Here is a 21195-nt window from a genome sequence, read left to right as displayed (position 1 = left end):
GACCATGGCCGAAGCGTTCCCGGGCGGCAGCCCCCAGGCACCGAGCCTGGACGACAAATACACGCAGGGCGCCGGGCGCGTCTATCTGAGTGGCTACCAGGCCCTGGTGCGCCTGCTGCTGATCCAGAAGGCACGCGACGAAGCCGCCGGCCTCAACACCGCCGGCTTCGTGTCCGGCTATCGCGGCTCACCGCTCGGCGGGCTCGACCAGACGTTGTGGAAGGCGAAGCGGCATCTGCAGGCGCGCCACATCGTGTTCCAGCCCGGCGTCAACGAGGACCTCGCCGCCACTGCGGTCTGGGGCACGCAGCAGCTCGGACTGACCCCGCAGCCCGAATACCAGGGCGTGTTCGCGCTGTGGTACGGCAAGGGTCCGGGCGTGGACCGCTGCGGCGACGTGTTCCGCCACGCCAATGCCGCCGGCAGCGCGAAGTTCGGCGGCGTGCTGGTGGTGGCCGGCGACGACCATGCCGCGAAGTCCTCCACCCTGCCCCACCAGACCGACCACTTCTTCAAGTCGATGATGATGCCGGTGCTGGCGCCGGCGGGCGTGCAGGAATACATCGACTTCGGCGTGCACGGCTACGCGCTGTCGCGCTATTCCGGCTGCTGGGTGGCGTTCAAGGCACTGGCCGACACGGTGGAGACCTCGGCCTCGGTGGACATCGACCCGCTACGCGTGCAGGTCGTCATCCCCACCGATTTCGCCCTTCCAGCGGACGGCCTCAACATCCGCTGGCCCGATCCGCCGCTGGTGCAGGAAAAACGCCTGCTGCACCACAAGCTCTACGCCGCGCTCGCCTACGCCCGCGCCAACGGCCTCAACCGCGTGATCATCGACTCGCCCGCGCCCCGCCTGGGCATCATCACCAGCGGCAAGAGCTATCTCGACGTGCGCCAGGCCTTCGACGACCTCGGCATCGACGACGCGCTGGCCGCCGAGATCGGCATCCGCCTGTACAAGGTCGGCATGGTGTGGCCGCTGGAGGCGGACGGCGTGCGCCGCTTCGCCGAAGGGCTGGACGAGATCCTGGTGGTCGAGGAAAAGCGCCAGCTGCTCGAGTACCAGCTCAAGGAGGAGCTCTACAACTGGCGCGAGGACGTGCGCCCGCGCGTGATCGGCAAGTTCGACGAGAAGGGCGAATGGGCGCGCATCGGGCGCGCCGACGGCACCATCGACCACGGCGACTGGCTGCTGCCGGCGGCGGGCGAGCTCACCCCGGCGATGATCGCGCGCGTGATCGCCGCCCGCATCGACCGCTTCTTCACCTCCGAACGCATCCACGCCCGCCTCGCCTTCCTCGAGGCCAAGGAGGCCGCGCTCGCGCAGCGCAGCTTCGCCGTCGATCGCATCCCCACCTTCTGCTCGGGCTGCCCGCACAACACCTCCACCCACGTGCCTGCGGGCAGCCGCGCGGTGGCCGGCATCGGCTGCCACTACATGGTGACCTGGATGCCCGAGCGGCGCACCGCGACCTTCACCCACATGGGCGGCGAAGGCGTGCCCTGGGTCGGCCAGGCGCCGTTCACGCGCGAAAAGCACATCTTCGCCAACCTCGGCGACGGCACCTACTTCCACTCCGGACTGCTGGCGATCCGCCAGGCGGTGGCGGCCAGGGTCAACATCACCTACAAGATCCTCTACAACGACGCCGTGGCGATGACCGGGGGCCAGCCCCACGACGGCCCGCTCGACGTACCCACCATCGTCCGCCAGCTGCAGGCCGAGGGTGTGCACAACATCGTCGTCGTCACCGACGGCACCGAGCGCGCCTACGGCCCCGCCGACATCCCGCACGTGCCGATACGCCACCGCGACGAACTCGACGCCATCCAGCGCGAGCTGCGCGAGTCGGGTGGCGTCACCGCGCTGATCTACGACCAGACCTGCGCCGCCGAGAAGCGCCGCCGGCGCAAGCGCGGCACCTTCCCCGACCCGGCGCGGCGGGTGTTCATCAACGAGGCGGTGTGCGAGGGCTGCGGCGACTGCGGCATCCAGTCGAACTGCATGTCGATCGTGCCGGTCGAGACCGAGTTCGGACGCAAGCGCCAGATCGACCAGTCCTCGTGCAACAAGGACTACTCCTGCCTGAAGGGCTTCTGCCCGAGCTTCATCACCATCGAGGGCGGACAGTTGCGCAAGGGCAAGGCGCTGGCCGCCGAGGATTCGCACTTCGGCACCCCGCCCGACCCGGCACTGCCGGCCACCACCCGCCCCTACTCCATCCTGGTCACCGGCGTCGGCGGCACCGGGGTGATCACCATCGGCGCGCTGATCGGCATGGCCGCGCATCTCGACGGCAAGGGCGTCACCGTGCTCGACATGACCGGCATGGCGCAGAAGGGCGGCTCGGTGTACAGCCACATCCGCATCGCCGAGCACCCCGACGACCTGCACGCGGTGCGCATCGCCGCCGGCGAAGCCGATGCGGTGATCGGCGGCGACCTGATCGTCAGCGCCAGCGTCGAGGCGCTGGCGAAGATGGCCGCCGGGCGGACGCGCGCGGTGGTGAACCTGGCCGAGACGCCGACCGCCGACTTCACCCGCAACCCGGACTGGCAGTTTCCCGAGCAGCGCATGCGGGCCACGATCCGCGACGCGCTCGGCATCGATGCCCGGGAAGCCGACGAGCCGCGCGCCGATTTCGTCGACGCCCAGGGGCTGGCCACCACCCTGCTCGGCGACGCCATCGCCACCAACCTGTTCCTGCTCGGCTTCGCCTGGCAGCGCGGCCTCGTTCCGGTGTCCGAGGCGGCGCTGATGCAGGCCGTGGAGCTGAACGGCGTGGCGGTGGAGATGAACCGCAAGGCCTTCCTGTGGGGCCGGCGCGCCGCCCACGACCGCGCCGCGGTCGAGCGCCATGCGCGGCCCGCGCCGGCACGGTCCGAGGTCCCGCCCGATCTAGACGCCCTCGTCGCCCGCCGCATGGAGGCGCTCACCGCCTACCAGGACGCCGCCTACGCCGCGCGCTACCGAGCCCTGGTCGAGCGCGTGCGGGCTGCCGAAGCGGCCCGCGTCGGTCCCGGGAGCACCCGGCTGGCCGAAGCGGTCGCGCACAACTACTTCAAGCTGCTCGCCTACAAGGACGAGTACGAGGTCGCCCGCCTGTACACGGACCCGGCCTTCTGGGAAAAGGTGGAGGCGAGCTTCGATGGCGACTACAGCGTGCGCTTCCATCTCGCTGCGCCGCTGCTCGCCCGCCCCGACCCGAACACCGGCCACATCGCCAAGCGCAGCTTCGGCCCGGGCATGATGCGGGTATTCCGCCTGCTCGCACGGCTGAAGGGCCTGCGCGGCACGCGCTGGGACATCTTCGGCCACACTGCGGAGCGTCGGGCCGAGCGCGCACTGATCGCCGAATACGAAGCCGACGTCGCCGAACTGATCGACAGCCTCGGCCACGACCGACTGCCGCTCGCCCTCGAGATCGCCAGGCTTCCCGAAGGCATCCGCGGCTTCGGTCACGTCAAGGCGCACGCCATGCACGCCGCGGCGCAGCAACGCCGCGCCCTGCTGGCGCGCTGGCGCGAGGCACCCACCCCGGCAGCGACCGCCCCGCTCACCCTCGCCTGAGTGGCGCCGGCGGGCCGCCGGGACCGGCGTTCACAGCCGCGTGCCGCTGCGCGCGATCGCCACCAGGGCCTGGGAGCGGCTGCTGACCCCCAGTGCGCGATAGATCGCGGTCATGTGCACCTTGACCGTGCCTTCGGTCAGGCCGAGCAGGTCGGCGATCTCGCGGTTGCTGCGTCCCCCGGCCAGCAACTCCAGCACCCGGGCCTGGGCGGTGGTCAGGCCGAACCGCTCGGCCGGAGCCCTGGCGACGGGCCGGGTCGGTTCGCGCAGGTTGCGGACGGGGGTCGGCACGCCGCCGTCGAGCACCACCCGCACCGACTGGACCAGCACCTCTCCCGAGCTCGCCTTGGAGACGAAGCCCGAGGCCCCGGCCTTCAGCGCCCGTCGCACCGAGGCATCGTCGTCCATCGCCGAGACGACGATCGCCGGCATGTCCGGAAAGCGCTTGCCGAGGATGGCGAGCAGCGAGAAGCCATCGACGTCGGGCAGCATCAGGTCGATCACAGCGAGGTCGATGTCGGGCTCGCGTTCGAGCGCCGCGAGCGCCTCGTCGCCGTTGGCGGCCTCGATGCACACCACCCCGCACTCCAGGCGCATCATGCTCTGCGCCATCGCCTCACGCACCAGCGCATGGTCTTCGACGATCAGGATCTTTGTCATGCCCTGCAAGCGGCGTCCGAGCGCCGCACCAGAAGAAACGGGAAAAACATAGCATGCCGGATGTCGCCGGCCCTATGCCGTGGAACACAAAGCGGAGAAAATCTCCGCATCCCAGACTACATGGAAGGTGCGCATCCGCGCCTTTCTGCCGCGACCGCTCCCATGCTCCCCTCACTCGCCGCCCTCCGCACGACATCCGGTCGATACCGGCGACCGCCGACGGGAGGCGGGCGATGAGACGTGAAAGGCTGCAGCATCGGTTCGTCCCCGACGCCCAGGAGGGAGCGCGACGATGATCGAACGCTGGGGTATCCGCGCGCGCGTCACCCTGGTCGCCTTCGTCCCGATGCTGGTGGTGGCGGTACTGATGACGGCGACCCACACCAGCCTGCGCCTGTCCGACCTCGACCAGGCCCTGCGCGCGCGCGCCCACGCCCATGCCCGCCAGCTCGCCGCGGCCACCGAGTACGCGATCTTCGCCGGTGACCGCGAAACCCTCGGCCAGCTCGCCGACGCCCTGATGCTCGAGGACGACGTCGCCGCCATCGCCATCTTCGATGCCGACGGCAAGGTGCTGGTGAGCACCGGCGCCTTCGCCACCAGCCTGCCGGCCACGCCGGCCCACCCCGCTCCGGAGCAGGAGCTCCGCACCTCCACCGGGCGCTGGTTGCGCATCGTCGAGCCGATCCGGCCGAGCCAGGTGCTCGCCGAGGACGCATTCAGCGCCGGTGGCGTGGTGCGCAGCGCCGTCGCGCAGGCGCCGCTCGGCCGCCTGGTGCTGGACATGTCGCTCGTCCGTATGCAACGGCGCCGCAGCGAACTGCTGTGGATCGCCGCCGGATGGATGCTGGTCGCCGCCATCGGCAGCCTGCTGCTGGCGCGGCGCATGAGCCGCAGCGTCAGCGGCCCGGTCCGCGACGCGGCCGAGGTGGTGCTGAGCATCGGTCGCGGCCAGCTGCATCGCCGCGTCCGGGTCAGCGGCGGGGGCAGCCTGCGCGCGCTGGCAGAGGGCGTCAACGAGATGGCCGAGCGCCTCGCCGATGCCCATGCCTCGATGGCGCGCCGCATCGACGAAGCGACCGCGGAGCTGCGCGCACGCAAGGACGAGGCCGAGCGTGCCAACCTGGCGAAATCCCGCTTTCTCGCCGCCGCCAGCCACGACCTGCGCCAGCCCCTGCACGCGCTCGGGCTGTTCCTCTCCGAGCTCGACCAGCAGGCGCTGGACGAACGCAGCCGGCAGATCACCGAACGCCTGATGGCCTCGACCCAGGCCATGGAGGGCCTGCTCGACAGCCTGCTCGACATCTCCCGCCTGGATGCGGGCGTGCTCACCCCGGAGCGCAGTGCGTTCGACATGCGCGCGAAGCTCGAACACATCGTCGCCAGCCACTCGGGTGCGGCCGCCGCGCGCGGACTCCGCCTGCGCCTGCGCTGCCCGCCGTGCTGGGCGTTCACCGATCCGCTTCTTTTCGAGCGCATCGTCGCCAATCTGGTCGGCAATGCGATCCGCTACACCGCGCGCGGCAGCGTGCTGGTCGCCTGCCGGCGCCGGGGCGAGCGGCTGCGGGTCGAGGTCCGCGACAGCGGCCTCGGCATCGCGGCCGAGAACCAGCAGATCATCTTCCAGGAGTTCGTCCAGCTCGGTAACCCGGAGCGCGCGCGCGACAAGGGGCTGGGACTCGGCCTGGCCATCGTCCGCCGTCTAGCGGACCTGCTCGGCCACCGCCTGGCCCTGCGCTCGGCCCCCGGGCACGGGTCGGTGTTCGCCGTCGAGCTGCCGGCCGCGACACCGCCCGCGCCCGCGCGGGGCGCGCGCGAAGGCCTCGCGCTCGGCCATTTCGGCGGCCTGCGGGTCGTGCTCGTCGATGACGACGCGCTCGCCCTCGGCGCCATGTCGGGCCTGCTCGCGTCCTGGGGATGCGAGGTGACGAGCGCGCGGACCGTGGACGAGGCGATGGACGCCCTCACCCCGCCGGAGACGGACCCTGCTCCCGCGCCCGACATCCTGATCACCGACCTGCGCCTCGGCGGCACGAGCAACGGCCTGGCGCTGATCGCGGCGGTGCGCGCCCGCCCCGGCCTGGCCGGCCTGCCCGCGGTATTGATCAGCGGCGACACCGCGCCCGAGACCCTCGCCCGCGTGCAGGCGACCGGCGTGCAGATGCTGCACAAGCCGGTTCGCCCCGCCCGTCTGCGCGCGCTGATGCACCGCCTGCTGGCGGCGGACTGAACCGGTCGCGGTCCCCGGCACAGCGCCGGCCCGCGAAGATGCGCAAGCGCGACAGCGCTTCGGTTAATATCCAGTCGTCTTCCTCAACGTCAACCCGATACGGAGCTGCCCATGTCACAGGACCAGAACGCCCAGGATCCGCTCGAATTCGTGCGCGGGATGTGGAATCAGATGGGCTTTTCCCTGCCCGGCATGGTCACGCCGACCCTGGACGTCGACGAGCTCGACAAGCGCATCACCGACATGCGTGCCGTCGAAGGCTGGCTGAAGATGAACCTGAACATGCTGCAGATGAGCATCCAGGGGCTCGAGATGCAGCGTGCGGCGCTGGCCGCGGTGAAGGCGATGAGCCAGCAGGCGAAGCAGGCCGGCGAAGGCGGCGGTGATGCGACGGCCAACCCCTTCGCCGCCGCCGCGTCGATGTGGCCGTGGAACCTGATGAACAACGCCCCGGCAGGCGACGCCCAGCCCGCTGCAGGCGAGGCGGAAGCCAAGAGCGGCAGCCGCAGCCCGCGCCGCCGCGCGCCCGCCGACAAGTAAGCTGCCCGGGGCCCGGCATGGGCCCATGCCCGGCCGTCGGGGGCACCCGCACTCCAATCGAGGTCGCGGGTGCCCGCCAGCCCGTCAGGTTCAGATCACGCCGGTCGCGCGCAGGCGCTCGAGTTCGTCGCCGTCGATGCCGAGGCCTGCCAGGATCTGCGCACTGTCCGCCCCCGCCCTTGACGGTGCGGCGCGCGCCGCGGACTCGGGCAACCCCGTCATCCTCACGGCAGGACCGAACTGGCGCACGCCCTCCACCTCGACCACCATGCCGCGCGCGCGCAACTGCGCATCCTCCAGGCTCTCCTCCAGGCGCAGCACCGGGGTGACGCAGCAATCCACCGTGTCGAAGACCGCGACCCACTCGCGCTGGCTGCGGCTGCGGAAGATCGCCGCCAGCTCGCCGCGCACGCGGGCGCCCGCCTCGCCTTCGGCCAGATGCCCGGGCTTCAGGTCGGGGCGTGCCAGGGTGTCGCACAGCAGCTGCCAGAACTTCTCCTCCAGCGCGCCCACCGCCATGTGGCGGCCGTCGGCGGTCTCATACACCCCGTAGCAGGGCACGCCGCCGCTCAGCAGGTCCTCGCCGCGCGGCCGCACCCGGCCCTCGGCCAGCACTTCGGTGAGCGGGAAGATGGCATGGGCGAAGCTGGCGTCGGTCATCGACACGTCCACATGACGCCCCTGCCCGCTGCGCTGCGCATCGAAGAGCGCGACCAGGATGCCCATCACCGCGCCCATGGTGCCGCCGAGCAGGTCGCCGATCTGCACGTTGGACAGCGCCGGCGCGCCGCCGGCGGTGCCGATCTGGTCGAGCACGCCGGCATAGCCGAGATAGTTGATGTCGTGGCCGGCGCGCGCCGCGTAGGGGCCGGTCTGGCCGTAGCCGGTGATGCTGCACAGGACCACACGCGGGTTGCGCTCGGCGAGGACTTCGTAGCCCAGGCCCAGGCGTTCCATGACCCCGGGGCGGAAACCCTCGACGACGACGTCGGCGCGCTCCACCAGGCGCAGGAACAGCGCACGCCCCTCGGCCTGCTTGAGATCCAGGCGCAGGCTTTGCTTGTTGCGGTTGACGACCTGGTAGAACCAGCTGGTGTCGCCGCCCATCGCGCCCATCGTGCGCGCGTAATCGCCGGCGCCGGTGTCCTCGACCTTGACGACTTCCGCGCCGTAGTCGGCGAGGTGCTGGGTGGCCAGGGGGCCGGGAAGGAGACGGGTGAGATCGAGGACGCGCACGCCCTCGAGCGGCGCGCGGCGCGCGACGGTCTGGTCTTGCATGGATTCTCCGGTGGCGCGGCACGGAGCGCAGGCGCGCCCGCGAATGGCCGGCGCCCCCGGCTGCGCGCACGCGCCCGCTGTGGCTATCGATAAACCCGCACGTCGTCGATGACCTTGCCGTCGTTGGCGAGTGCGCCCGTCGGCAGGAAGGCGACCTCGCCGCGCAGCTTGGTCAGCTCGCGGATGCTGGCGGCGATCGCACCGGCGAGCGCCTCGCTGCCGCCGCCCGCCACCTCGCACATGAACGTCATGCGGTCGTTGAGCTCGGGATTATCCACCACAAGGCGTGCCCGGGTGACCTCCGGATGACGCCGCAGCACCTGCGCGATCTGGCCCGGATGCACGAACATGCCCTTGACCTTGGTGGTCTGGTCGGCGCGCCCCATCCAGCCCTTGATGCGAACGTTGGTCCGCCCGCAGGGCGAGGCGCCAGGCAGCAGCGCCGACAGGTCGCCGGTGCCGAAGCGGATCAGCGGGTAATCGGGGTTGAAGGTGGTCACCACCACCTCGCCCACCTCGCCCAACGCCACCGGGTCGCCGGTGCCGGGGCGGACGACCTCGACGAGGACGTCCTCGTCCACCACCATGCCCTCGCGCGCCGAGGTCTCGTAGGCGATCAGGCCGATGTCGGCGGTGGCGTAGGCCTGGAAGGCGTGGATGCCGCGCGCGGCGAAGGCTTCGCGCATGCTGGGCGGGAAGGCCTCGCCGGAGACGAAGGCCTTGGTGAAGGACACGGTGACGCCGAGCTCGTCCGCCTTGTCGAGCAGGATGCGCAGGAAGGACGGCGTGCCGACATAGGCGTTGGGCTGCAGGTCGGCGATCGCCGCGAGCTGCTGCTCGGTCTGGCCGACGCCGGCGGGAAAGACGGTGCAGCCGAGCGCGTGCGCGGCGGTCTCCATCATCGAGCCGGCGGGGGTGAAGTGATAGGAGAAGGTGTTGTGCACCAGGTCGCCGGCGCGAAAACCCGCGGCGAAGAGCGCGCGCGCCAGGCGGTAGTAGTCGGGCCGCGCACCTTCCGGTTCGTAGAGCGGGCCGGGCGAGGCGAACACACGCCGGCACGCCGCGCCCCAACCGACCGCGGCGAAGCCGCCGAAGGGCCGCGCCGCCTTCTGCAACTCGAGCAGTTCGGACTTGCGCGTGACCGGCAGCGTGGCGAGCGCCTCGCGACTGGTCACCGAGTCCGGATCGACGTCGGCCAGCAGGCGACCGAAGGCCGGCGCGGCCGCGCGCGCGTGGGCGATCTGCGCCGGCAATCGGGCCAGCAGCTCGCGTTCGCGCACCTCGGGATCACGGGTCTCGCGCGTGTCGTGGAAATTCATCTCGGCTCCCCTGCTCGATTCGTTGTCGGTGATGTGCCTGTGCCGGCGGTGCTCAGCTCAGCCAGCGCTTGCGCCGACGGTAGTGCTTGACCTCGCGGAAGCTCTTGCGCCCCTCGCCCGCCAGGCCAAGGTAGAACTCCTTGACGTCCTCGTTGTTCGACAACTCGCTCGCCGCGCCCTCCATCACGATGCGGCCGTTCTCGACGATGTAGCCGAAGTCGGCGTAACGCAGCGCCACCATGGTGTTCTGCTCGGCGAGCAGGAAGCTCACCTTTTCCTTGGCGTTCAGGTCCTTGACGATCTCGAACACCTCCTCGACGATCTGCGGCGCCAGGCCCATCGAGGGTTCGTCGAGCAGGACCATGTTGGGGTTCGACATCAGCGCGCGACCGATCGCGCACATCTGCTGCTCGCCACCCGAGGTATAGGCCGCCTGGCTGGTGCGGCGCGTCTTCAGGCGCGGGAAATACGTATAGACCTTGTCGAGGTTGGCGGCGATCTCGCCCTTGTCGCTGCGCGTGTAGGCGCCTGCGAGCAGGTTTTCCTCGATGGTCAGGTGCGCGAAGCAATGCCGCCCCTCCATCACCTGCACGACTCCCCGGCGCACGAGGTCCGACGGCGACAGGGCTTCGACGCGCTCGCCGCGATATTCGATCATGCCCTTGGTGACCTCGCCGCGCTCGCCCTTGAGCAGGTTGGAGATCGCGCGCAGCGTGGTGGTCTTGCCCGCGCCGTTACCGCCGAGAATGGCGACGATGCCGCCCTCCGGCACCTGCAGGGACACGCCCTTGAGTACCAGCGCGACGTGGTTGTAAATGACCTCGATGCCATTCACGTTGAGTAGAAGGTTCGGTGCGCTCATCGTTTCGTCCGCTTGAGTCGGTCCCGCCATGGACGCCATGGCGGGGCCCGGATCGATGCCTGCCACCCGGCCGGCCGCAGGGTGCGGCACGGTCGGGCAGCGGAAAACGGCATCAGGCGTTGCAGTCGGCCGCGTCGCGACGCTTGATCTGCTTCTCCGCGGCGTAGCGGTCGGCGGCTTCCTTGACCATCGGGTCGAGCACGCTCTTGTCCGCCTCGTACCAGTCGGCGCCCATCACCCACTTGCTGCCATCCCAGGTGTGGACACGCGCCCAGGACGAACCCATATGGTCCTCGCAGGTGGTCTTGAGCGGGCGGATGACGCCCTTCACGCCCAGCTCTTCAAGCCGCTTCTCGTCGAGGTTGAGGTTCTCGAAGCCCCAGCGCACCTGCTCGCCGGTCATGACCTGGCCCTTGCCGAACTTCTCCTGCGCCGCACGTACGGCCTCGACGCTGAGCATCGAGATGATCATGCCGCGGGTGTACAGCACCGAGCCGACCTCGTCGCGCGGGCCCGAGCCCTGGCCGGCGTCATGCACCTTCTTGAGGACGTCCTGCATCAGCGGGTACTCGGTGCCGTTGGGGTTGAGCGCCAGCGCGCTGTAGCCCTTGGCGTTGGCGCCGACGTCCTTGACGTCCGGTTCCGCGCCCGCCCACCACACGCCGAACAGCTTCTCGCGCGGGAAGCCGGTCGCGATCGCCTCCTTGAGCGCGGTCGAGTTCATCACGCCCCAGCCCCACAGCAGCGCGTAGTCGGGACGATCGCGGCGCACCTGCAGCCAGGTCGCCTTCTGCTCCACGCCAGGCGCGGTCACCGGCAGCAGTTGCAGCTCGAAGCCGTGCATCTCGGCGCGCTTCTTGAGCGCCGGGATCGGCTCCTTGCCGAAGGGCGAGTCGTGGTAGATCAGCGCGATCTTCTTGCCCTTGAGCTTGTCCAGGCCGCCTTCCTTCTTGCCCAGGTGCTGAATCAGGATGTCGGCCGCGGTCCAGTAGCTGCCCATCAGCGGGAAGTTCCACTTGAACACGCCACCGTCCTGCGAGGCCGCCAGGCCGTAGCCCAGGGTGATCAGCGGGATCTTGTCGACCGGCGCCTTGTCGGTGAGCGCGAAGGTGATGCCGGTGGCCTGCGGGTCGAACACGGCGGCGCCCTTGCCCTTCAGGCGTTCGTAGCACTCCACGCCCTTGTCGGTGGCGTAGCCGGTCTCGCACTCTTCGAAGGCGATCTTGACGCCGTTGATGCCGCCGTTGGCGTTGATGTACTTGAGGTAGTCCTGCTTGCCGTTTGCCCAGGGCACGCCGTTGGGTGCATAGGCACCGGTGCGATAGGACAGCAGCGGGATGAACTGCTCCTGAGCCACTGCCGGCGTTGCGAAGCTGGTGGCGCCGATGGCGGCGATCGTGGCGGCGAGCGCGAAAGGCTTGAATTTCATTGGTATGTCTCCTCTTTTATGTTTCGGTGGCACGGTGTCCATGCCGGTTGGTGCATGCCTCTGACGACGACTTCTGCCCGGCCCCCATCAACCGGGCACCTCTGCATCAATGGGGGAAGGGCCACAGCCTCAGTTTCTGCTTGCCCACGCTCCACAGCTTCGCCAGGCCATGCGGCTCGACGATCAGGAAGAACACGATGAGCGCACCGAAGATCATGTGCACCAGGTGCGTGATCGTCGCCGTGGAGAGGGGAATGCCGAGCAGATGCGGAACCTGGTCGAGCGCGAGCGGCAGCAGCACGATGAAGGCCGCCCCCAGGAAGGCACCCGCGATCGAACCCAGGCCACCGATGATGACCATGAACAGCAGCTGGAAGGAACGGTCGATCGAGAACGCCGCCGGCTCCCAGGCGCCGAGATGGATGAAGGCCCACAGCACGCCGGCCACACCGACGATGAAGGAGCTCACCGCGAACGCGCTCAACTTGGCGTACATCGGGCGAATGCCGATCACCGCGGCGGCGACGTCCATGTCGCGGATCGCCATCCATTGCCGCCCGATCGCGCTGCGCACCAGGTTCTTCGCCATCAGCGCGAAGATGCAGACCACCGCCAGAACGAAGAGGTACTTGCTCACCGGCGACTCGAGCGGGATGCCGAAGACATCGAGCTTGGCCACGCTCACCGAACCCGACGAGGAGTTGTTGGTGAACCAGCCGATGCGCAGGAAGGCCCAGTCGGTGAAGAACTGCGCCGCCAGCGTCGCCACCGCCAGGTACAGCCCCTTGATGCGCAGCGAAGGGATGCCGAACAGCACGCCGATCACCGTTGCCGACAGGCCACCGAGCAGCATCGCGGCGATCAGGGGCATGCCGTCGATACGGACCATGAAGTTGTAGGCCGCATACGCACCCACCGCCATGAAGGCGCCGGTGCCGAGCGAGATCTGGCCGCAGTAGCCGACCAGGATGTTCAGACCCAGCGCGGCGAGCGACAGGATCAGGAAGGGAATCACGATGGCGCGGAAGAAATATTCCGAGCCCACCAGCGGCAGCACCACGAAGGCGAGCGCCAGCAGCAGGGCCATCGCCCAGCGCTCCTGGAAGATGGGGAAGATCTGTTGGTCGGCCGCGTAGCTGGTCTTGAACTGGCCATTTTCTCTGTACAGCATTCGGATGTTCTCCCGGAGTCGGTAGCCGCGTCAGACGCGATCGATGATCTTCTCGCCGAACAGCCCCTGCGGACGGACCAGCAGGAAGCCGAGCGCAAGCACGTAGGCGAACCAGATTTCGATGCCGCCGCCGAATATCGGCCCGATGTAGATCTCCGACAGCTTCTCACCCACGCCGATGATGAGGCCGCCGATGATGGCACCGGGCACCGAGGTCAGCCCGCCCAGGATGACGACCGGCAGCGCCTTGAGCGCCACCAGCGACAGCGTGAATTGCACGCCGAGCTTGGAGCCCCAGATGATGCCGGCAACCAGTGCGGCGAAGCCCGCCACCGACCACACGATGACCCAGATCTTGTTGAGCGGGATGCCGATGGATTGCGCCGCCTGGTGGTCGTCCGCCACCGCGCGCAGCGCACGGCCGGTCTTGGTCTTCTGGAAGAACAGCGCCAGCACCACCACCAGCAGCGCGGCGATGACCGCGGCGACGAGGTCTTCCTTGCTGATCATCACCCCGCCCTCGAACATGCCCTCGAGGATGAAGGCCGGATCCTTGGGCATGCCGACGTTGATGTTGTAGATGTCGCTGCCGAACAGGGTCTGGCCGAAGCCGTCGAGGAAGTAGGCGATGCCGAGCGTGGCCATCAGCAGGGTGATGCCTTCCTGGTTGACCAGCTTCGACAGGCACAGGCGCTCGATCGCCCACGCCAGCACCACCATCACCGCCATCGCGGCGATGAAGGCCAGCAGGTTGGCGAGCAGCAGGCTCTCGAAGCCCAGCCACTGCGGAATCCACTCCGCGAAGCGCGACATCGCCAGCGCGGCGAACAGCACCATCGCGCCCTGGGCGAAGTTGAACACGCCCGAGGCCTTGTAGATCAGCACGAAACCGAGTGCGATCAACGAGTACAACATGCCGGCCATCAACCCGCCGAACAAGGTTTCAAGAAAGAATCCCATGGTGCTCCCCGCTCAGTGCAACGTGCCGAGATAGGCACTGATGACGTCTTCGTTGTTGCGCACCTCGTCGGGCGCGCCGTCACCGATCTTCTTGCCGTAGTCCAGCACCACGACGCGATCGGAGATGTCCATGACCACGCCCATGTCGTGCTCGATGAGCACGATGGTGGTGCCGAACTGGTCATTGACGTCGAGGATGAAGCGGCACATGTCCTGCTTTTCCTCGACGTTCATGCCGGCCATGGGCTCGTCGAGCAGCAGCATCGACGGCTCGGCCGCCAGCGCCCGACCGAGCTCGACGCGCTTCTGCAGACCGTAGGGCAGCTGCCCCACCGGGGTCTTGCGCACGTTCTGGATCTCGAGAAAATCGATCACCTCCTCCACCTTCTCGCGGTGAGCGATCTCTTCGCGCTGCGCCGCGCCCCAGTAGAGCGCCTGCTGGAAGATGTTGGATTTCATCTTCAGATTGCGCCCGGTCATGATGTTGTCGAGCACGCTCATGCCCTTGAACAGCGCGATGTTCTGGAAGGTGCGCGCGATGCCCTGGCGCGCCGCCATGTAGGGCTCGAGCCGCTTTCGCTCCTCGCCGCGATACAGGATGCGCCCCTCCTGCGGGTGGTACACGCCGTTGATCACGTTGAGCATCGAGCTCTTGCCCGCGCCGTTGGGGCCGATGATCGAGCGGATCTCATGCTCGCGGATGTCGAAGCTGATGTCGGTGAGCGCCTTCACGCCGCCGAAGCGCAGCGAGATGTTCTGCAGGTCGAGGATCACCTCGCCGAAACGGCGGCCCGCCTGCGCTGCAGCGGGGGAAATGTTCATGTCGGTCATCTTCATGCCTCGTCTCCTCAGGCCGCGCGCTTGCCGGCCTGCGGCGCGAAGGTCTTCACTTCCTCGATGCGCAGGTCGGCCGAGACCTTGCCGGTACGGCCGTCCTCGTACTTGACCTGGGTCTCGATGAACTGGGTCTTCCTGCCTTCGAACATCGCCTCGATCAGCACCCCGTACTTCTCGGCGATGAAGTTGCGCCGCACCTTGCGTGTACGGGTGAGTTCGCCGTCGTCGGCGTCGAGCTCCTTGTGCAGGATCAGGAAGCGCCTGATCTGCGAGCCGCTCATGTTGGGGTCGGCGGCGAGGTCGGCGTTGACCTTCTCCACGCAGTCGCGGATCAGCTCATACACCGCCGGCTGCGAGGCCAGGTCGGTGTAGCCGGAGTAGGCCATGCCCTTCTTCTCCGCCCAGTTGCCCACCGCCTCGAGATCGATGTTGATGAAGGCGGTCGCGAAGTCCTTGCCGGCGCCGAAGGTCACCGCTTCCTTGACGTGCTGGAAGAACTTGAGCTTGTTCTCGATGTAGTTGGGCGCAAACATCGTGCCGTCGGCCATCTTGCCGACGTCCTTGGCGCGGTCGATGATCTTCAGGTGGCCGTCCTCGTCGAAGAAGCCCGCATCGCCGGTCATGAAGTAGCCGTCGGCGTTGATCGACTCGGCGGTGGCGTCGGGGCGCTTGTAGTAGGCCTTCAGCAGCATCGGCCCCTTGACCAGGATCTCGCCGTTGTCGGCGAGCTTGACCTCGACGAAGGGCGCCGGCTTGCCCACCGAATCGAGCTTGATCTGGCCGTCGGGCTGCAGGCACACGTAGGCGCAGGTCTCGGTCTGGCCGTAGAGCTGCTTGAGGTTGATGCCGATCGAGCGGTAGAAGCGGAACAGGTCCGGCCCGATCGCCGCACCGGCGGTGTAGGCGACGCGGATGCGGCTCATGCCGAGCACGTTCTTGAGCGGCCCATACACCAGCAGGTTGCCCAGCCAGTACTGGAAGCGATCGCCACCCGACACCGGCTTGCCGTCGAGGATGTCGGCGCCGCAGCGGCGGGCGACGTCCATGAAATGATGAAAGATCCTGCGCTTGAGCGCCCCGGCGTCTTCCATGCGGATCATCACCTGGGTGAGCAGGTTCTCGAACACGCGCGGCGGGGCGAAGTAATAGGTCGGGCCGATCTCGCGCAGGTCGGTCATCACCGTCTCGCCCGACTCGGGGCAGTTGATCGTGAAGCCCGCCACCATGGCCTGCGCGAACGAGAACAGGTGGTCGCCGACCCAGGCCATCGGCAGGTAGGACAGGATGTCCTCCTTGTCGGTGAGCTTGTCGAACTGCATGCCGCCGCGCGCCGCGGCGATGAAGGCACCATGGGTCTGGCACACGCCCTTGGGCTTGCCGGTGGTCCCCGAGGTGTACAGCATGATCGAGATGTCGTCGGAGGCGCCCTTGGCGATCTCGCCATCGAGCGAATCGGGCTGGTTGCGGTCGTGGATCCGCCCCATCTCCTGCAGCTCGTCCAGGCCCATCAGCAGAGGCTGGGTGTAGTGGCGCATGCCGCGCGCATCGTCGTAGATCACGTGCTCGAGCAGCGGCGCCTCGGGCTGGATCTCGAGCAGCTTGTCGACCTGCTCCTGGTCCTCGACGATGGCGAACTTGATCTCGGCGTCCTGCAGCACATAGACCATCTCCTGCGCCACCGCGTCCTGGTACATCATCACCGGGATGCCGCCGAGGCACTGGCAGGCGGCCACCGACCAGTACAGACGCGGCCGGTTGTCGCCGACCACCGCAAGGCGGTCGCCGCGCTTGAAGCCGAGCTGCGCGAGGCCGCAGGCGATGGCGCGCACGTTCTCGGCCACCTGCGCCCAGGTGTAGGTCTGCCAGATGCCGTATTCCTTTTCGCGCATCGCCGGCTGCTGCGGGCGAACCTTCGCGTGATGCATCAGGTAACGCGGAAAGGTATCCAGCCCCGCCTCGACCTGCCCGTGGTCGGACGCGCTCGTGCGTGTGTCCATGCCACACTCCTCCTTTGGTCTTGTCCTGTCTGTCTCCGCACCCGGGCCATGGGTTTGTTTTTCGAAGGCCCGGGCGGGACGCGAAAGCGCGTCCGATTCAGTTCAGGCTGGAGTGTGGCAAGCCACTTTTGCGCAACTGTTTGTGGAATGTACTGAATTGTTGCAGTTGCCGATGTCCGTGCGCCGGGGACGATCCGCCCCCGGCCGCGCAGGCGCTCAGAACACGAAGTCCAGCGTCGCCGAGAACAGCGTGAACGAGCGCGGCGAGTCGATGCGCATGCCGGCATCGTCGAGCAGGGTGGACGAGCGCTTGGCCTCGATGCGGTCGGCCTGGAGCTTGAGCGCGGCATTGCGCGCGAACTCGTAGCGCACGCCGGCGCCGATGGTGTATTGATCGTGGCGGGTGTATCCGGTGGCCATTTCCCAGCCTGCGATCAAGGCATCCACACCGGGGTCGACGCCGGCCGGCAGGTCCAGTCGACGCTCGACGGGATCGATGATGCTGCGCGAGTAGGTCACGAACGGCTTCCAGTCGCCGATGCGATAGGCCGCGGTCGCGCCCACGCCCCAGCCCTCGAAGTCCGGGTAGATGTCCATCGCGATGTCGGTACCGACGACCTGGAGCGAGAACGGGCCGCGTTCCCAGCCCACGCCGATGCCCAGGTAGGAGATGCGGCTCGAATTCGTGATCTCCGCCAGGCGCGCCGCGGCATCCGGAAATGCGGAGGCCATGCGCAGCCCGTCCACCAGGGCAGGATTGATCTGGTCGCGGCTCGTCCTCATGCTGCCCCAGGACAGCTTCAGGTTCAGCTCCTCGCCGATCCAGTCCACCGTGGCACCGAGGGTACGGCCCTGCTCGAGCGAATAGACCTCGCCGTTCAGGTAGACATCGCCACGCGTGCGCCCGCCGAAGAGCTTCAGGCGCAGCAGGCCTTCCGCCAGCGGGTGCTGGAAGGTGGCATCGGCACCGTCGAAGGTGTCGAAGGTGAGACGGCCATAGAGATCCGCATACGGCCGTGCCGTCGTATACACGTAGCCGACGTGGCGCGAGTCGCCATCCAGATAGATGTCCACCGCCATGCGCCCGACGCGGAATTCGGCCCAGTCACTGGGAACGTACTTGGCAAAGGCCCAGGTCAGTTGCGGCGTCCATTTGCGATCGACGTCCTGCCGGCTCACCGCCTGCGCCATCACCGACCAGCGCGAATCGAACACGCCATTGAGCTGCATGCCGAGCACGCTGTCGTTGCGCACCTCGACGTGCCCCTCGCGAACACCGCCACGCTGGTCGACGCTGCGCCGGAAGCGGGTGTTGTCCTCGTCGTGATGTGCGGCACCGAGCGTGCCGAAGCCATTGACCGCCCAGCGCACCCCCGGTGCCGGGTCGAATTCGGCGGCCTGCACTTCCGTGCCCGTCAGGTGCGCCATGCAAACCATCGCGGCGAACACCGCAAACCCTCTGTTCATGACGAAAGCGATCACTGGTCTTGTTGTTTATCTTGATTCCGGCGGGTGACGCCGGGAAGGGAACGGCTCCCGGCAATTATCCGCGTTTCATGGTTCGGAGTCGTGACTCGCGTCACTAGCTGCGCGATTTCTTCGGAATCGCGCAGGATTCGCGCTAGACTCCGGCCGATGCCACCACCCTGGATGGGTGCTAGAACGACACCACGCTCTCGGGAAGATCCATCGATGGAACGCAAGGAATTCACCAAACCCGTCCACGTCACCACCTGGATGGCGGTCTTTCTCGCGCTGGTGGCGGTCCTCGCCGCCGCCCTCGTGCCGCAGCTCAAGCACGCCTTCATCGCCAACGCCGCCTTCAACGGGGTGATCCTGTTCGTGCTCGCGGTGGGCATCGCCGTCAATCTGCGCCAGGTCTGGCGCCTGCAACGCGAAGTGCTGTGGATCGAGGACTTCCACAGCGCCGAGCCCGAGGCGCTGCAGGGCGGACTGCGTCCGGTGCTGCTGGCGCCGATGGCACGGCTGCTGTCCAGCCGCAAGCGCGGCCAGTTCCACCTCTCGCCCGCCTCGATGCGTTCCATCCTCGACAGCGTGCAGATCCGCCTCGAGGAGCAGCGCGACCTGTCGCGCTACCTGATCGGCCTGCTGATCTTCCTCGGCCTGCTCGGCACCTTCTGGGGCCTGCTCGCCACCATCCGCTCGATCGGCGAGATCATCGGCGGCATGAGCGTGGGCAGCGACCCGGTGGCCATGTTCGAGGCCCTCAAGACCAAGCTCGACGCACCGCTCGGCGGCATGGCCACCAGCTTCTCGACCTCGCTGTTCGGTCTCGCCGGCTCGTTGATCGTCGGCTTCCTCGACCTGCAGTCGGGCCATGCGCAGAACCGCTTCTACAACGAACTCGAGGAGTGGCTGTCGCACATGACCAGGCTGCCCTCGGGCGTGGGCATGGAAAGCGAGGGCAACGTGCCGGCCTACGTGCAGGCCCTGCTCGAGCAGACCGCCGAGAGCATCGAGCGCATGCAGCGCTCCGCGGTGGACTCGGAACGCGAACGCCGCGCCACCGCCGAGCACCTGGGCGAGCTCAACAACCAGCTCACCCGCCTCGCCGATCTGATCACCCGCGAGTCGCGCGACCTGTCCGCCTTGTCTGCGACCCAGGACGACCTGCGCGGCCTGATCCGCCAGCTCGCCCAGCAGCCCGCCCAGGGCGCGCAATTCTCCGAGGACCTGCGCGCCGAGCTGCGCCTGCTGTCGCGCACGATCGCCGCCGCGCTCGGCGGCCACAAAGCGGAATAAGCCATGGCCCGCCTCGCCCGCCGCCGGCCACTCGATTTCTGGCCCGGCTTCGTCGACGCCCTCGCCTCGCTGCTGATGGTGATGGTGTTCGTGATCCTGATCTTCGTGATCGGCCAGTTCGTGCTCGCCGACGCGGTGAGCGGCCGCGACCGCGCGCTGGCGCAGCTCAACGCCGAACTCGCCGCGCTCGCCCAGACCCTGAGCCTGGAGAAGTCCGCCCGCGAACGCGCAGACCTCCAGGTCGGCGAGCTCAGTGCCTCGCTCACCAGCTCGGAACGCGAGCGCGAGGCGCTGTCCACCGAGCTGCTGACCGCCCGCGACGAGCTCCATGCCGCCCAGGACGAGGCCAAGACCCGGCGCGAGGAAGCCGCCCGCCTCGGCGCCGACATCGCGGCCCTGCAGCAGCTGAAGGCGGAGCTCGAGGCGGAAGTCGCGCGCCTGGCGAGCGCGCTCGACACCTCGGAGCGTGGTCTCAAGGAGCAGAAGGAGATGTCCGCGGCGGCGATCGCCCAGGTGGAGCTGCTGAACCGCCAGCTCGCCGCGGTGCGCGAGCAGCTCGAGCAGCTCAACGCCGCGCTCGACGCCGCCAAGCTCGCGGCCAAGGACAAGGACCTGAAGATCGAGGAGCTCGGCCGCGAGCTCAATCTCGCCCTGGCCGCGCGCGTTAAGGAGCTCGCCCGCTACCGCTCGGAATTCTTCGGCCGCCTGCAGGCGGTGCTCGGCGAGCGCAAGGACGTGCAGATCGTCGGCGACCGCTTCGTGTTCTCGAGCGAGGTGCTGTTCCCCACCGCCTCCGACGAGGTCAGCGCCGACGGCATGATCCAGCTCACCCGGCTGGCCGAAACGCTGAAGACGCTATCGGCCGAGATCCCCGACGACCTGCCGTGGGTGCTGCAGGTCGACGGCCACACCGACCGCCGGCCGATCGCGAACGCCCGCTTCCCGTCGAACTGGGAACTGTCCACCGCGCGCGCGCTGGCCATCGTCAAGTTCCTGCGCAGCCAGGGCATCCCGCCCCAGCGCCTGGCCGCCACCGGCTACGGCGAGTTCCACCCGCTGGATGCGCGCAACAACGAAGACGCCTACGCGCGCAACCGCCGCATCGAGCTCAAGCTCACGAGCCGCTGACCTCCGCCGGCCGCGCCGCCTGCTCGAGGTCCTTGACCACGACCGACAGCGCCTCGGTCGAGATCAGCACCTCGACCAGCGACAACACCAGCGACAGGGCAAGCGTCAGGATGCTCGCGCCGAACATCAGCTGCCCGGTCACCTGCGCCTCCAGGAACAGCGCGAACATCGACAACGCGCACAACAGGAAGCTCAGCACCCCGAAGCCCTGCATGTACTGGGTCAGCGTGATCCGCCGCTTGAGGCCGGGCAACTGACACTGCACCAGCGGCGCGCTGCGGTCGGCCGAGGCGTTGAGCTGGCGGATGACCTGCGCCAGGGTCAGGAAGCGGTTGGTGTACGCGAGCAGCAGCAGCGAGATCGCCGGGAACAGCAGCGCGGGAGTCGTGAGGTTCATCGCAGGTCGGCGCCGGAGGCTGAAGAGCAGCCATTCTAGCGCCGAAAAAA

Annotated in this window: 16 protein-coding genes; 5 read left to right on the top strand and 11 right to left on the bottom strand. The window is 68.3% G+C overall.

The window, feature by feature from the left end:
- Positions 1-4 precede the first annotated feature (4 nt).
- Complete coding sequence (locus CKCBHOJB_RS04475) at positions 5-3574, top strand: indolepyruvate ferredoxin oxidoreductase family protein (protein ID WP_281050825.1); 3570 nt, start codon at positions 5-7, stop codon at positions 3572-3574.
- Between the two features lie 30 nt (positions 3575-3604).
- On the opposite strand, the gene CKCBHOJB_RS04470 is transcribed toward CKCBHOJB_RS04475, so the two are convergent.
- Entirely contained in the window at positions 3605-4234 is a 630-nt protein-coding gene (locus CKCBHOJB_RS04470; RefSeq protein ID WP_281050824.1) for a response regulator transcription factor, read from the bottom strand.
- A 292-nt stretch (positions 4235-4526) separates the two neighbouring features.
- On the opposite strand from CKCBHOJB_RS04470, the gene CKCBHOJB_RS04465 reads away from it, so the two are divergent.
- Both CKCBHOJB_RS04465 and CKCBHOJB_RS04460 read left to right on the top strand, forming a co-directional pair.
- Positions 4527-6464: an ATP-binding protein gene (locus CKCBHOJB_RS04465; protein WP_281050823.1), complete on the top strand. Its 1938-nt coding sequence runs from the start codon at positions 4527-4529 to the stop codon at positions 6462-6464.
- Between the two features lie 111 nt (positions 6465-6575).
- Positions 6576-7004, top strand: a complete 429-nt coding sequence (locus CKCBHOJB_RS04460; protein WP_281050822.1) for a PhaM family polyhydroxyalkanoate granule multifunctional regulatory protein — start codon at positions 6576-6578, stop codon at positions 7002-7004.
- Positions 7005-7094: 90 nt separating this feature from the next.
- Here CKCBHOJB_RS04460 and CKCBHOJB_RS04455 read toward each other — a convergent pair whose 3' ends face one another.
- The 9 genes from CKCBHOJB_RS04455 to CKCBHOJB_RS04415 form a co-directional block, all read right to left on the bottom strand.
- Positions 7095-8282 carry a CaiB/BaiF CoA-transferase family protein gene (locus tag CKCBHOJB_RS04455; protein WP_281050821.1) on the bottom strand — a complete coding sequence of 396 codons (1188 nt, stop codon included), beginning with the start codon at positions 8280-8282 and terminating at the stop codon, positions 7095-7097.
- Positions 8283-8365: 83 nt separating this feature from the next.
- Positions 8366-9601, bottom strand: a complete 1236-nt coding sequence (locus tag CKCBHOJB_RS04450) for an AMP-binding protein (protein WP_281050820.1) — start codon at positions 9599-9601, stop codon at positions 8366-8368.
- Between the two features lie 52 nt (positions 9602-9653).
- Complete coding sequence (locus tag CKCBHOJB_RS04445) at positions 9654-10463, bottom strand: ABC transporter ATP-binding protein (RefSeq protein WP_281050819.1); 810 nt, start codon at positions 10461-10463, stop codon at positions 9654-9656.
- Positions 10464-10575: 112 nt separating this feature from the next.
- On the bottom strand, positions 10576-11892 hold the full coding sequence (locus CKCBHOJB_RS04440) for an ABC transporter substrate-binding protein (protein ID WP_281050818.1): 1317 nt from the start codon (positions 11890-11892) through the stop codon (positions 10576-10578).
- A 106-nt stretch (positions 11893-11998) separates the two neighbouring features.
- Entirely contained in the window at positions 11999-13063 is a 1065-nt protein-coding gene (locus CKCBHOJB_RS04435) for a branched-chain amino acid ABC transporter permease (RefSeq protein WP_281050817.1), read from the bottom strand.
- Positions 13064-13093: 30 nt separating this feature from the next.
- Positions 13094-14023, bottom strand: a complete 930-nt coding sequence (locus CKCBHOJB_RS04430; RefSeq protein ID WP_281050816.1) for a branched-chain amino acid ABC transporter permease — start codon at positions 14021-14023, stop codon at positions 13094-13096.
- Positions 14024-14035: 12 nt separating this feature from the next.
- Complete coding sequence (locus CKCBHOJB_RS04425; protein WP_281051617.1) at positions 14036-14854, bottom strand: ABC transporter ATP-binding protein; 819 nt, start codon at positions 14852-14854, stop codon at positions 14036-14038.
- Between the two features lie 17 nt (positions 14855-14871).
- Positions 14872-16857 (bottom strand): AMP-binding protein, encoded by a 1986-nt coding sequence (locus CKCBHOJB_RS04420; protein ID WP_281050815.1) that lies wholly within the window; start codon positions 16855-16857, stop codon positions 14872-14874.
- A 216-nt stretch (positions 16858-17073) separates the two neighbouring features.
- Entirely contained in the window at positions 17074-18285 is a 1212-nt protein-coding gene (locus CKCBHOJB_RS04415) for a porin (protein WP_281050814.1), read from the bottom strand.
- 264 nt (positions 18286-18549) lie between these two features.
- On the opposite strand from CKCBHOJB_RS04415, the gene CKCBHOJB_RS04410 reads away from it, so the two are divergent.
- Together CKCBHOJB_RS04410 and CKCBHOJB_RS04405 are read left to right on the top strand one after the other, a co-directional pair.
- Positions 18550-19620 (top strand): flagellar motor protein MotA, encoded by a 1071-nt coding sequence (locus CKCBHOJB_RS04410; protein WP_281050813.1) that lies wholly within the window; start codon positions 18550-18552, stop codon positions 19618-19620.
- Positions 19621-19623: 3 nt separating this feature from the next.
- A complete protein-coding gene (locus CKCBHOJB_RS04405) occupies positions 19624-20748 on the top strand; it encodes a peptidoglycan -binding protein (RefSeq protein ID WP_281050812.1) in 1125 nt (374 codons plus the stop codon).
- On the opposite strand, the gene CKCBHOJB_RS04400 is transcribed toward CKCBHOJB_RS04405, so the two are convergent.
- Entirely contained in the window at positions 20735-21145 is a 411-nt protein-coding gene (locus CKCBHOJB_RS04400) for a DUF2721 domain-containing protein (protein ID WP_281050811.1), read from the bottom strand. The genes CKCBHOJB_RS04405 and CKCBHOJB_RS04400 overlap by 14 nt on opposite strands.
- Positions 21146-21195 lie beyond the last annotated feature (50 nt).

It is taken from the genome of Thauera sp. GDN1 (genome assembly GCF_029223545.1).
GTDB lineage: Bacteria > Pseudomonadota > Gammaproteobacteria > Burkholderiales > Rhodocyclaceae > Thauera.
This window is presented reverse-complemented; position numbering and strand designations above follow the sequence as displayed.

Coding starts and splice junctions, on each gene's coding strand:
- CKCBHOJB_RS04475 (WP_281050825.1), top strand. CDS start 5: ATGGCCGAAGCGTTCCCGGGCGGCAGCCCCCAGGCACCGAGCCTGGAC.
- CKCBHOJB_RS04470 (WP_281050824.1), bottom strand. CDS start 4,234: ATGACAAAGATCCTGATCGTCGAAGACCATGCGCTGGTGCGTGAGGCG.
- CKCBHOJB_RS04465 (WP_281050823.1), top strand. CDS start 4,527: ATGATCGAACGCTGGGGTATCCGCGCGCGCGTCACCCTGGTCGCCTTC.
- CKCBHOJB_RS04460 (WP_281050822.1), top strand. CDS start 6,576: ATGTCACAGGACCAGAACGCCCAGGATCCGCTCGAATTCGTGCGCGGG.
- CKCBHOJB_RS04455 (WP_281050821.1), bottom strand. CDS start 8,282: ATGCAAGACCAGACCGTCGCGCGCCGCGCGCCGCTCGAGGGCGTGCGC.
- CKCBHOJB_RS04450 (WP_281050820.1), bottom strand. CDS start 9,601: ATGAATTTCCACGACACGCGCGAGACCCGTGATCCCGAGGTGCGCGAA.
- CKCBHOJB_RS04445 (WP_281050819.1), bottom strand. CDS start 10,463: ATGAGCGCACCGAACCTTCTACTCAACGTGAATGGCATCGAGGTCATT.
- CKCBHOJB_RS04440 (WP_281050818.1), bottom strand. CDS start 11,892: ATGAAATTCAAGCCTTTCGCGCTCGCCGCCACGATCGCCGCCATCGGC.
- CKCBHOJB_RS04435 (WP_281050817.1), bottom strand. CDS start 13,063: ATGCTGTACAGAGAAAATGGCCAGTTCAAGACCAGCTACGCGGCCGAC.
- CKCBHOJB_RS04430 (WP_281050816.1), bottom strand. CDS start 14,023: ATGGGATTCTTTCTTGAAACCTTGTTCGGCGGGTTGATGGCCGGCATG.
- CKCBHOJB_RS04425 (WP_281051617.1), bottom strand. CDS start 14,854: ATGACCGACATGAACATTTCCCCCGCTGCAGCGCAGGCGGGCCGCCGT.
- CKCBHOJB_RS04420 (WP_281050815.1), bottom strand. CDS start 16,857: ATGGACACACGCACGAGCGCGTCCGACCACGGGCAGGTCGAGGCGGGG.
- CKCBHOJB_RS04415 (WP_281050814.1), bottom strand. CDS start 18,285: ATGGCGCACCTGACGGGCACGGAAGTGCAGGCCGCCGAATTCGACCCG.
- CKCBHOJB_RS04410 (WP_281050813.1), top strand. CDS start 18,550: ATGGAACGCAAGGAATTCACCAAACCCGTCCACGTCACCACCTGGATG.
- CKCBHOJB_RS04405 (WP_281050812.1), top strand. CDS start 19,624: ATGGCCCGCCTCGCCCGCCGCCGGCCACTCGATTTCTGGCCCGGCTTC.
- CKCBHOJB_RS04400 (WP_281050811.1), bottom strand. CDS start 21,145: ATGAACCTCACGACTCCCGCGCTGCTGTTCCCGGCGATCTCGCTGCTG.